Annotated in this window: 14 protein-coding genes; 6 read left to right on the top strand and 8 right to left on the bottom strand. The window is 70.5% G+C overall.

From position 1 onward, the window contains the following. On the bottom strand, nt 1–677 hold a 677-nt coding region (locus K2X24_RS07335; protein ID WP_292496275.1), incomplete at its 3' end, for a zinc-binding dehydrogenase. A 201-nt stretch (nt 678–878) separates the two neighbouring features. On the opposite strand from K2X24_RS07335, the gene K2X24_RS07340 reads away from it, so the two are divergent. Beyond that, nucleotides 879–1,277, top strand: a complete 399-nt coding sequence (locus tag K2X24_RS07340) for a DUF4174 domain-containing protein (RefSeq protein ID WP_292496277.1) — start codon at nt 879–881, stop codon at nt 1,275–1,277. Between the two features lie 85 nt (nt 1,278–1,362). Here K2X24_RS07340 and K2X24_RS07345 read toward each other — a convergent pair whose 3' ends face one another. Next, on the bottom strand, nt 1,363–1,866 hold the full coding sequence (locus K2X24_RS07345; protein ID WP_292496279.1) for a hypothetical protein: 504 nt from the start codon (nt 1,864–1,866) through the stop codon (nt 1,363–1,365). 284 nt (nt 1,867–2,150) lie between these two features. Here K2X24_RS07345 and K2X24_RS07350 point away from each other — a divergent pair, with 284 nt between their 5' ends. Next, on the top strand, nt 2,151–2,888 hold the full coding sequence (locus tag K2X24_RS07350; protein ID WP_292496303.1) for a phosphodiester glycosidase family protein: 738 nt from the start codon (nt 2,151–2,153) through the stop codon (nt 2,886–2,888). A 12-nt stretch (nt 2,889–2,900) separates the two neighbouring features. Here K2X24_RS07350 and K2X24_RS07355 read toward each other — a convergent pair whose 3' ends face one another. From K2X24_RS07355 to K2X24_RS07380, 6 genes are all read right to left on the bottom strand, one after another. Next, nucleotides 2,901–3,197 carry a hypothetical protein gene (locus K2X24_RS07355; protein ID WP_292496281.1) on the bottom strand — a complete coding sequence of 99 codons (297 nt, stop codon included), beginning with the start codon at nt 3,195–3,197 and terminating at the stop codon, nt 2,901–2,903. Between the two features lie 29 nt (nt 3,198–3,226). Continuing rightward, a complete protein-coding gene (locus K2X24_RS07360) occupies nt 3,227–3,394 on the bottom strand; it encodes a hypothetical protein (protein ID WP_292496283.1) in 168 nt (55 codons plus the stop codon). Nucleotides 3,395–3,426: 32 nt separating this feature from the next. Further along, a complete protein-coding gene (locus K2X24_RS07365; RefSeq protein ID WP_292496285.1) occupies nt 3,427–3,786 on the bottom strand; it encodes a hypothetical protein in 360 nt (119 codons plus the stop codon). Nucleotides 3,787–3,868: 82 nt separating this feature from the next. After that, nucleotides 3,869–4,987, bottom strand: a complete 1,119-nt coding sequence (locus tag K2X24_RS07370) for an NADH:flavin oxidoreductase/NADH oxidase (protein WP_292496287.1) — start codon at nt 4,985–4,987, stop codon at nt 3,869–3,871. Nucleotides 4,988–5,043: 56 nt separating this feature from the next. Then, nucleotides 5,044–6,984 (bottom strand): propionyl-CoA synthetase, encoded by a 1,941-nt coding sequence (locus K2X24_RS07375; protein ID WP_292496289.1) that lies wholly within the window; start codon nt 6,982–6,984, stop codon nt 5,044–5,046. A 177-nt stretch (nt 6,985–7,161) separates the two neighbouring features. Then, nucleotides 7,162–7,344 carry a DUF465 domain-containing protein gene (locus tag K2X24_RS07380; protein WP_292496292.1) on the bottom strand — a complete coding sequence of 61 codons (183 nt, stop codon included), beginning with the start codon at nt 7,342–7,344 and terminating at the stop codon, nt 7,162–7,164. Nucleotides 7,345–7,538: 194 nt separating this feature from the next. Between K2X24_RS07380 and K2X24_RS07385 the strand changes: the two genes are divergently transcribed. The 4 genes from K2X24_RS07385 to K2X24_RS07400 form a co-directional block, all read left to right on the top strand. Beyond that, complete coding sequence (locus K2X24_RS07385) at nt 7,539–7,757, top strand: DUF465 domain-containing protein (RefSeq protein WP_292496294.1); 219 nt, start codon at nt 7,539–7,541, stop codon at nt 7,755–7,757. A gap of 120 nt (nt 7,758–7,877) precedes the next feature. Beyond that, nucleotides 7,878–8,375, top strand: a complete 498-nt coding sequence (gene purE, locus K2X24_RS07390) for a 5-(carboxyamino)imidazole ribonucleotide mutase (protein WP_292496296.1) — start codon at nt 7,878–7,880, stop codon at nt 8,373–8,375. A gap of 47 nt (nt 8,376–8,422) precedes the next feature. After that, on the top strand, nt 8,423–9,547 hold the full coding sequence (locus K2X24_RS07395; protein ID WP_292496299.1) for a 5-(carboxyamino)imidazole ribonucleotide synthase: 1,125 nt from the start codon (nt 8,423–8,425) through the stop codon (nt 9,545–9,547). Between the two features lie 261 nt (nt 9,548–9,808). Beyond that, on the top strand, nt 9,809–10,527 hold a 719-nt coding region (locus K2X24_RS07400), incomplete at its 3' end, for a tetratricopeptide repeat protein (protein ID WP_292496301.1).

Genomic DNA, 10,527 nt, shown 5'->3' on the forward strand with positions numbered 1-10,527 from the left:
GCGCCGCCGACATTCTCGAAATAGACGTCGATGCCGTCCGGGCAGGCCGCCGCCAGGGCGTCGGGGAAGTCGTCCGCGCGATGGTCGATCGCCGCGTCGAAGCCGAGGGTATCGCGCAGGTAAGCGCATTTCTCCGGACCGCCCGCGATACCGACCGCGCGTGCCCCCCGGCGCTTGGCGATCTGCCCGACCAGGGAGCCGACCGGCCCGGCGGCGGCGGCGACCGCCACGGTCTCACCGGCTTTCGGCCGGCCGATGTTGCGCAGGCCCGCATAGGCCGTCATCCCGGGCATCCCCAGGACACCGAGCGCGGTGGTGACGGGCGCTGCCGCCGGATCGAGCTTGCGCAGGCCCCGGCCGTCCGACGTGGTGAATTCCTGCCAGCCGCCGAAGCCGACAACCATGTCGCCGACGTCGAACCCGGGGTGATCCGAGGCCCGGACTTCCGCCACGGTGGCACCCACCATGGTGTCGCCGATGGCGACGGGCTCGGCATAGGATTTCGCCGCGCTCATGCGCCCGCGCATGTAGGGATCGAGGGACAGGTAGCGGTTGGCCAGCAGCACCTCCCCGGCTTTCGGCACGGGCATGCGCGCCTCCTCCAGCCGGAAATGCGAGGCGTTCGGCTCCCCGTGCGGGCGGGCGGCGAGGACGATGCGGCGGTTCGCGGTGGTCATGGGAACTCCGGGGTTGTCGCGCTTTGCGAAGGCCGATCGGCAAGTCCGTCCGAACGCACGCGGGTTCGGGCGACTGCCTCCGGTTCAGATGGGTCGGCTCGGTCCAAGGGCAAACCGGACCGGGTTCACCCGTGCGGGCCGCGCGCTATCTGCAGGGCGACGGTTGCAGTGCGTTGCGGCCTTTCGCAGGGAGGTTGGACGATGACGGTGCGTGGCTGGGCCATCGGCGCGACGCTGCTCGGCGTCGGAGCGGCGCAGGCCGCGGCAAGTCCGCTCGAGCGTTATCGCTGGAGCGCGCGCGTCCTGGTGGTCTCGGCGCCCGGCGCGGGCGATCCGAACCTGGCTGCCCAGCGCGCCATCCTGGCCGAAGTCCGCCCGGGCCTGAAGGAGCGCGATCTCGTGACCCTCGAGGCGGTGGGCGATGCGCCGGAGGCTATTCGCCTGCGCGCGACGCTCCGATTGCCGCCGGACGCGTTCCGCGTCGTGCTGATCGGCAAGGACGGGGAGGCCAAGCGCGTCGAGGGGACGCCGTTACCGGCCTCCGCCCTCTTCGAGACCATCGACGCCATGCCGATGCGCCGGGACGAGACGCGCCGATAGGCGCGCTTCGACCGGGACCAGGAGCGAAAACGAGAAGGGGCCGCACGTGGCGGCCCCTCCCCCGTCAACGATCGCTCGGGATCGATCAGTAGCAGCGCTCGACCAGCACCCGGCGGTAGCCGTAGGGCGTCCAGCGCACGCGCGGAACCGTGTAGCAGCCGCCCCCGTAACCGTAGTCGTAGGCACCGTACCCGACCGGCGCGTAGCCATATCCGTACCCATAACCCGGGCCGTAGCCGCCGTAGAGACCACCGGCCGCGAGGCCGAGGCCGACACCCAGGCCCAGGCCACCGAGGCCGTAGCCGTATCCTCGGCCGTAGCCGCGACCGTAATAGCCGCCGCGGTAACCGCCGAAGCCACCGCGATATCCACCGAATCCGGCGTTGCGGAAGCCGCCGAAGCCGCCCCGATATCCGCCGAATCCACCGCGGAAACCGCCGCCGCCGAAGCCACCGCGGAAGCCGCCCCCACCGCCATGGAAACCACCGCCGTGAAAACCGCCACCGCCGAAGCCGCGCGCGTCGGCCGTCGCCGGAATCATCGCGAGCGCGCCGACCATGGCTGCGGAAGCGAGAAGAACTCGTTTCATCACATCGTCTCCGAAAGAAGCCGAAACGTCCCCGTCAGCCGAAAAACGCGGATGCACCCAGAACGGTTCAGGAGCGTTTTGTTTCTCCCCGTTTCGTGAAGTCGGCGGCCCGCCTCGCCTCCTTCGCCCCGTCGCCCTTGAAATGGGCGCGGGTTTCGGGCGAGGAAGCGCAGCCGGCCGCCGCGATCCCTCGGCGGGCGTGGTGGCGGGTGATACGGGTGATCATGGTGCAGGTTGTCGAGCGGGCTCGCGTTCGGGTGAGCCGTTTCCCGGTCCTCGCCTTCCTGCGCGTCACGGCCCTCGGCCTCGCCCTGGGCGGGCCGGCCGCCGCCGCGCCCGCTACTGCCCCCGCCCCGGCGCCCTGCCGCGCCGTGCAGGCCGAGGGCGAGGCCTACACGGTCTGCACGGTCGACCTGCGCCGCGAACGGGTTCGTGTGTTCTGGCTCGGGGCCGACGGCCTGCCCTATTCCTCCCTCTCGACCCTGGCCGAGAAGCAGGGCACCGGCCTGCGCTTCGCGATGAATGCCGGCATGTACGACAAGGGTCAGGCCCCGGTCGGGCTGTACATCGAGGACGGGCGCGAGCTGAAGGGCGTGTCCACCGCCAACGGGCCGGGCAACTTCCACCTCAAGCCCAACGGTATCTTCTGGGTGAAGGGCGAGCGCGCCGGCGTGATGGAGACGGGCCGCTACCTTCGCGCCGCCCCCAAGCCCGACTTCGCCACCCAGTCGGGCCCGATGCTGGTGGTTGACGGGCACATCCACCCCAAGATCTCCGCCGATGGCCCGAGCCAGAAGATTCGAAACGGGGTCGGGGTCCGCGACGATGGCCGCACCGCCGTGTTCGCGATCTCGGAGCGCCCGGTGAGCTTCGGCGCCTTCGCGCGCCTCTTCAAGGACACCCTCGGGTGCCGCAACGCTCTGTTCCTCGATGGCAGCGTATCGAGCCTCTACGCTCCGTCCATGAACCGCTCGGACCTGAGCCGGCCCCTCGGCCCGATGGTCGGGGCGGTGGCGCGCTGAGAACGGGGCCGTTCAGGCATCGTCCTCGCGGCCGAAGACCTCGCCCTCGTCGGCCAGCCGCGCATCGTCCTCGTCGCTCCGCAGGATCTGGAGCGCGCGGTACTGCTGAAGCAGGCCGCGCAGGCGGATGTTGGCCTCCGCGCAATCGGCGGGCTCCGGGCTGTCCGCTTCGCAGCCCGCGATGGTCTCCTGGGTCTGACGGTCGACCGCCGCGCGCTCGGTCGCGCTCAGGGTTTCGAGGTCGCCGAAGCCGAGTTCCAGGGCGATCAGTTCGGCGATCTCGCGCCGCTTCTCCGCGATCTCGGACATGTCCCCTCCGGGTCCGTTTACCGCCCCGTTCACAGAACGGTCAGTGCCGCCAGGTCGATCCAGGCCTCCTGCTCGTCGCCGTCGACGTCGCCGTCGACGAACCAGCGGCAGAGCGCCCGGTCCCCTTCCAGGGCCACCACCGTCATGGTGGCCTCGTTGTCGTCGGATGCGACGAAGTCGCCGACCTTGATCTCCATGGACTCCCTCCTCGCCTCGATGATGATTGGTATCAGACCCGCTTCGCGCGCTTGCCGAAGGCAACGGAGAGGCGGGCGCGCACGCCCTCCGGGATCTCCGTGCGCGACTCGATCCGCACGCAGGGCATCTCGCTGCCGATCGTGCTGCTTGGGTCGAAGTCGAAGCGCATGTGGCGCAGGCCGAGTTCCAGGCGGGTGACGCCGTCCGACTGTGTCAGATCCTCGCCGAAGACCTCGATCAGCGGTCCGTCCGGGTCGCCCTTCTCGATCTGGATGATGAAGTAGCCCGCCGGCTCCTCCTCGTCGTCGGCCCCCGAGATCAGGGTGATGCCGTTCTCGATGTCGAGGCGAACCCGCTCCACCGCGAAGGTGGTGACGTCGTCGTCGTCCATGCTGCGTGTCTCTCGCGAAGCGCCCGCCGTGGCGGGTTGGCTGATGGAATGGGGCAATGCCCGGGCGTCGTGTGCGATGCGCTCAGCGCTGTCCGTGCCGGGTGTCGGCGAAGAGGTCCTTGAACTGGCGCGGCTGCGAACGCCAGTACTGGCACGGTGCCCGCACCTGCGCGCCGAGTTCGGCCGCCGCGTGCCAGGGCCAGCGCGGGTTGTACAGGAGGGCGCGGGCCAGGGAGACCGCGTCGGCCTGACCCTGGGCCAGGATCGATTCCGCGTGAGCGGCCTCGGTGATCAGCCCGACCGCGATGGTGGTGAGCCCGGTCTCGGCCTTGATCCGTTCGGCGAACGGCACCTGGTAGCCTGCCGAGAGCGGGATCTGCTGGCGGGTAGAGAGGCCGCCGGTGGAGACGTGAATCGCGGCCGCGCCCCGGCGCTTGAGGGCGTGGGCGAGTTCCACCGTTTCCTCCAGGGTCCAGCCCTCCTCGACCCAGTCCGTGGCCGAGACCCGCATCCAGACCGGCTTACCCGCCGGTACGGCCTCCCGCACCGCCTCGAAGCATTCGAGCGGAAACCGCATCCGGTTGGCGAGCGAGCCACCGTACTGGTCGGTCCGTTGATTGGACAAGGGCGAGAGGAACTGGTGCAGCAGGTAGCCGTGCGCTCCGTGCAGCTCGAACCCGTCGATGCCGAGGTTCAGGGCTCGGCGCGCGGTGGCGACGAAGCCGTCGCGGATGCGCTTCAACCCTTCCGAATCGAGGGCCTGGGGCGCCACCTCGTCCGCCCCGTGCGCCAGCGCCGAGGGGGCCTCCGTTCGCCAGCCGTCCGGTGCCTCCGGGTCGATCTGGGCGCCGCCGTCCCAGGGAGCCCGGCTCGAGGCTTTCCGACCCGCATGGTTGATCTGGATCGCGATGGGCACCGGCGCGTAGCAACGCACCGCGTCGAGGACCCGGCCCAGCGCCCGCTCGGTCTCGTCGGAATAGAGCCCGAGATCGGTGGGCGAGATCCGCGCCTCCGGCGAGATCGCCGTCGCCTCCAGGGTCAGCAGCCCCGCCCCCGACATCGCCATCTGCCCAAGATGCATGAGGTGCCAGTCGCCGGCCTGGCCCGCATGGGCCGAGTACTGGCACATCGGCGCGACGATGATGCGGTTTTCCAGGGTGAGGTCGTCGAGGCGCAGGGGCTCGAACAGGCGGGCGGTCATGCGGGGCTCCGGCTTGGCGGTAGTCCCGCATACGTGGCGCGTCCGGGGGCGCTTGGCTACCCGGCCCCGATCCCCCTCCCCTTCAGGCTGGCGCCGATCTCGTCGAGGACACCGGCATCGTCGATGGTCGGCGGGGTCGTCCAGGGCTCGCCGTCGGCGATGCGCTTCATGGTCCCGCGCAGGATCTTGCCCGAGCGGGTCTTGGGCAGGCGCTGCACGGTGAGCGCCAGCTTGAAGGCCGCGACGGGCCCGATCTGCTCGCGGACCAGGGCGACGAGTTCGCCCTCGATCGCCTGGGTCGGGCGGTCCACCCCCGATTTCAGCACCACGAAGCCGCAGGGCTGCTCGCCCTTCAGGGCATCGCGGATGCCGATGACCGCGCATTCGGCCACGTCCGGATGGCTCGCCAGCACCGCCTCCATGGCGCCGGTGGAGAGCCGGTGCCCGGCGACGTTGATGATGTCGTCGGTGCGGCCGAGCACGGTGACGTAGCCGTCGGCATCGACGATGCCGGCGTCCGAGGTGTCGTACCAGCCTGGATAAGTGGAGAGGTAGCTCGACCGGAAGCGCTCTTCCGAACCCCAGAGGGTGGGCAGGCAGCCGGGCGGCAGGGGCAGCCGCAGGGCGATGGTGCCCATCGTGCCGGCGGGCACAGGCTTGCCAGCCTCGTCGAGGACGGCGAGGTCGTAGCCCGGCATCGGCACGCAGGCGCTGCCGTGCTTGACCGGCAACTGGCCGAGGCCGACGGGATTGCCCGCGATGGCCCAGCCGGTCTCGGTCTGCCACCAATGGTCGATGACCGGCCGGCCGAGGGCCCGCTCGGCCCAGGCCACCGAATCGGGGTCGGCCCGCTCGCCGGCGAGGAACAGGGAGCGGAAGGCCGAGAGGTCGTAGGCACCGACCCGCTCGGCGCGCGGGTCTTCCTTCTTGATCGCCCGCAGCGCGGTGGGGGCCGTGAACAGGCAGGCGGCGCCGGTTTCGGAAACGACCCGCCAGAGGGCGCCCGCATCGGGTGTCCCCACCGGCTTGCCCTCGTAGAGCACCGTGGTGCAGCCGTGGAGGAGCGGCGCGTAGACGATATAGGAATGGCCCACCACCCAGCCGATGTCGGAGGCGCAGAAGTAGGTTTCGCCCGGCGCCACGTCGTAGAGGTTGGGCATCGACCAGGCGAGCGCGACGCAATAGCCGCCCGTGTCCCGCACCACGCCCTTTGGCTTCCCGGTCGTGCCGGAGGTGTAGAGGATGTAGAGCGGATCGGTGGCCGCAACGGTCACGCAATCCGCCCGCCGGCCCTCGGCGTCCGCCCGCGCCACCGTCTCGGCCCAGTCGTGGTCGCGCCCCGGCACGAGGTCGGCCGGCCCCTGCGGACGCTGCAGGACGAGACAGGCCGCGGGCTTGTGCGCGCAGGCCGCGATCGCGGCGTCGAGGAGCGGCTTGTAGGCCACGACGCGGTTCGGCTCGATGCCGCAGGATGCGGCGAGCACCACCTTCGGGGTGGCATCCGCGATGCGGATCGCGAGTTCGTTGGCGGCGAAGCCGCCGAACACCACGGAGTGGACGGCCCCGAGGCGCGCGCAGGCGAGCATGCCGAACAGGGCCTCGGGCACCATCGGCATGTAGATCACGACGCGGTCGCCCCGCCCGACCCCGAGGTCGCCGAGCACGCCTGCGAGCACGGCCACCGCGTCGCACAACGCCGCGTAGGTGATTCGCCGTTTCGTGCCGGTGACGGGCGAATCGTACAGGATCGCGGCCTGGTCGCCGCGGCCGGCGGCCACGTGCCGGTCCACGGCATTGTGGCAGGCATTCAGGGTCGCGTCGGGGAACCAGCGGCCATAGGCGCCGGCCGCCGCATCGAAGGCGCGGGTCGGCGGGCGCGCCCAGTCGATGGCCCGGGCCGCGTCGAGCCAGAACGCCTCCGGATCGCGCAGCGAGGCCGCGTGGGTCTCGACGTAGCGGCCGGGGAGCGGCGTCGGAGTGTGGGGCGTGGCGTCCATGGCATATCCTGCGGGCCCGGTCGTGGTTGCCGGTTTCTCCGCACTCTACCGGAATTTACGCTGCCGGACTGCTGCGCCATCCTGCCGGGGCCCGGGGGAAAACGAAAACCGCCGCCCTGGAGACCCAGCGGCGGCGGCGAACGCTCTAGAGACGGTTTGGTGGGGTCGGAGCAGCCGCTAGTGCAGCTGGTCGGATTCGGTTCGCAGGCGGTTCATCTCGTCCTTGAGGTGGAGCTTGCGTCTCTTGAGCTCTGCGATGCGCAGATCGTTCGCCGAGGGTCGGATGGTGGCATCGTGAATCTCCCGCTCGAGGGCTTCGTGCTTCCGGGCGAGCTGGGTGAGGTGCGTCTGCAGTGACATGAGCTGTGTCTCCTGTCTCGTTTCGACGCGGCCAGACTGACATATGATCAGCCGGCTGTCGAAGGCTATCGACGGCCATGCTTGACGGATGTTTGTGCAGGCGGATGTTTGTGCAGGAGGGGCGGCGGGTTCTTGCCCAGGCCGACCGGCTGTCGCATGGTCTTCTGCGAAGGCGTCCCGGGGCATCAGGTGCGATGGCGGTCCAGTTCGATAACGATGCAACGGTGGAACCGGCCGACGAGTTGGCGCGGCTGAAGCAGGAGCACCGGGACCTCGACGGCGCCATCGACGCCCTCGAACTCGGGGTGGTGGCCGACCAGCTGCAGATCCAGCGCCTGAAGAAGCGAAAGCTGTCCCTGCGCGACCGGATCTCGTATCTCGAGGACCAGATCACCCCCGACATCATCGCCTGACGGGGCGGGGCCTCCGGGTTCCTGCCTTGCGGGCGCGCCACCGCTTTTGTATTCGGCGTTCCTAAGGGTCGCGGCGCGCACGGCCCGTTCCACACATGATCGCGAAGGGATCTGACGACCATGGCGGGAGCCTCCCCGGTCGCGATCATCATGGGCAGCCAGTCGGACTGGGCGACCATGCGGCATGCCGCCGAGACGCTGGATGCGCTCGGCGTCGCCCATGACGATCGCATCGTCTCGGCCCATCGCACGCCCGACCGCCTCGTCGCCTTCGCCAAGGGCGCCAAGGCGGAAGGATTCCAGGTCGTGATCGCGGGCGCCGGCGGTGCGGCCCACCTGCCCGGCATGACGGCGGCGATGACCCCCCTGCCCGTCCTCGGCGTGCCGGTGGAGTCGAAGGCGCTGTCCGGGCAGGACAGCCTGCTCTCCATCGTGCAGATGCCGGCCGGCATTCCGGTGGGCACCCTGGCCATCGGCCGGGCGGGCGCCATCAACGCCGCCCTGCTCGCGGCCGCCATCCTCGCCCTCACCGATGCGGACCTCGCTGCGCGGCTCGATGCCTGGCGCACCGCGCAGACCGCGAGCGTCGCCGAGACCCCCCAGAGCGATCTTTCCTGAAGAGCGATCTCCCTTGAAACGCAACCCGTCGTGAAAAGCGAAGCACCGTGACCGCCCTCCCCGACATCCGCCCCGGCGCGACCCTCGGCATCGTGGGCGGCGGCCAGCTCGGCCGCATGATCGCCCTCGCGGCCGCGAATTACGGCCTGCGGGTCCACGTCTTCGCCCCGGACGCCGACAGCCCGGCCTTCGACGTCTCGGCCGAGGCCACGATCGCGGCCTATGACGATGTCGAGGCCCTGGCGCGCTTTGCCGCCAGCGTCGACGTCGTCACCTACGAGTTCGAGAACATCCCGGCGCGGGCTGCCGAGGCCCTGGCTGCCAAGGCGCCCCTGCACCCGAACGCCGCTGCGCTCGCCACGACCCAGGACCGGCTGACCGAGAAGCGCTTCATCAACGATCTCGGCATCGAGACCGCGCCGTTCCGCGCCGTCGACACGGCCGAGGACCTCGCCCGGGCGCTCGCCGAGATCGGCCGACCGGCGGTGCTGAAGACCCGCCGCTTCGGCTACGACGGCAAGGGCCAGCGCATGATCCGGGCCGAGGGGGAGGCCGATGCCGCGGCGATCGATCCCGCCGCGATTCTTGCCGAATTCGAGGGCGCGCCCTCCATTCTCGAAGGGTTCGTGCCGTTCGAGGCGGAGGTGTCGGTGGTCGCCGCCCGCGGGGCCGACGGGGCCTTCGCGGCCTACGACCCGTGCGCCAACGAGCACCGCGACCACATCCTCGCCGTCACCCGCGTCCCCGCCCCCGGCATCGCGCCGCAGACCGAGGCCGCCGCCATCGGTATCGCCCGCCGCATTGCCGAGGCGCTCGACTATGTGGGCGTGCTGGCGGTGGAGATGTTCCTCGTGCCCCAGGCGGACGGACCCGCCCGGGTCGTCGTCAACGAGATCGCCCCGCGCGTCCACAATTCCGGCCACTGGACCATCGAGGGCGCGACGACCTCGCAATTCGCCCAGCACGTCCGCGCGGTCTGCGGCTGGCCGCTCGGCGATTCGGCCCGGGTCGGCGGCTTGGCGGTGGAGATGCACAACCTCATCGGCGGCGACGTCGACGACTGGGCCGCGATCCTCGGCCGGCCGGGGGCGCAGCTGCACCTCTACGGCAAGGGCGAGGCCCGGCCCGGGCGCAAGATGGGCCACGTCACCCAACTCGTCCCGAAATCCTGACGGGCCTGCGAAAACCGCGGCCCGATTGCGACACGCGCCCAGCAAGCGACGGCCCTGCCGACCGATTCTAGCCTCCGCAGGCCAGGGCCATACCTTCGCCACATCCAGCCGCTTGAGCGGAACCCGACGCCGATTTTAAGCGCGCATTCACCGCGATGCGGAATGGTGCCGGCGCGGCCGGACTCCAGCATGCGGGCGCCGGCGCGGATTGCGATCGATTTGGGGGCGGCGTCGCGCGCGACGCCGGGGGGAGCGAGGACCATGACGGTTTTGAAGCTGCGGGCATCGAAGGCGGGGCTGATCGGGGCCACGGCGCTCGTGGCGGCCGCCCTGGCCGGCTGCGAGACGTACGGCGGCGGCGCCACCGCGTCGCGCCAGTTCGCCGTGCTCGAATCCGACCAGACGGGCGCTACCACGGTCAACATCGCCTCGCTGAGTGAAGTGATCCAGCGCAATCCCAACGACGCGGCGGCCTACGTCACGCGCGGCGCGGCCTATGCCCGGGCCGGCCAGTTCAACGACGCCATCGGCGACTTCACCAAGGCGGTGCAGATCGACCCGAACTCGGCCTCGGCCTACAACAACCGGGCGCTGGCCAATCGCCAGATCGGCCGCAACGACGCCGCGCTGCAGGATTTCTCGAAGTCCATCTCGGCGGACCCGAACTACGCCCCCGCCTATATCGGCCGCGCCAACGTGCTGCGCGCGCAAGGCGACCTCGACGGCGCAACCTCCGACCTCAACCAGGCGATCCGCCTCGCGCCGGAATCGGCCGAGGCCTACCATGCCCGTGGCCTCGTCCGTCAGAAGCAGGGTCAGAACACCCAGGCCATCGCGGATTTCGACGCCGCCATCGACCGCAACCCCTTCGTGGCGGCGCCCTACGCGGCGCGCGGCCAGAGCCTGATCGCCACCAACCAGTACGACAAGGCGATCGAGGACTACAACGCGGCCCTCAACGTCAACAACAAGGACGCCAC

Source organism: Methylobacterium sp. (assembly GCF_019750675.1).
In the GTDB taxonomy this organism is placed as follows: domain Bacteria; phylum Pseudomonadota; class Alphaproteobacteria; order Rhizobiales; family Beijerinckiaceae; genus Methylobacterium.